The following is a 264-nucleotide window of genomic DNA, read 5'->3' on the forward strand; positions in this document are numbered from 1 at the left end:
ATTAATGGCTATTGCACTTTCAGGAACAAAGAAGCTTCCCTTAGTCAGCAAACTCTTAAACTCTGGTTGAATTTCAATGTTATATTCAACAGTTGAAAAGTCTTTACTTAAACCAATACTGGTTATCTGCCCAATAGGCAATTGTTTATATCGCACTTGCGCGCCATTACTGACACCTGTGTGAGTCGTGGCAACTACCGTCAATTTAAGTTTGTCTTGACTGAGCAAATCGGGAGCATGTGATGCCAATTCAAATTGCATCGC

The 264-nt window shown here is 39.8% G+C and carries 1 protein-coding gene; it reads right to left on the minus strand.

What is annotated here, in order from left to right; genetic code table 11:
* Positions 1-264: MlaD family protein (locus AAEZ00_RS21480; RefSeq protein ID WP_351089960.1), on the minus strand; the 264-nt coding region annotated here is incomplete at both ends.

Source organism: Shewanella sp. S1-49-MNA-CIBAN-0167 (assembly GCF_040310145.1).
In the GTDB taxonomy this organism is placed as follows: Bacteria; Pseudomonadota; Gammaproteobacteria; order Enterobacterales; family Shewanellaceae; genus Shewanella; species Shewanella psychromarinicola.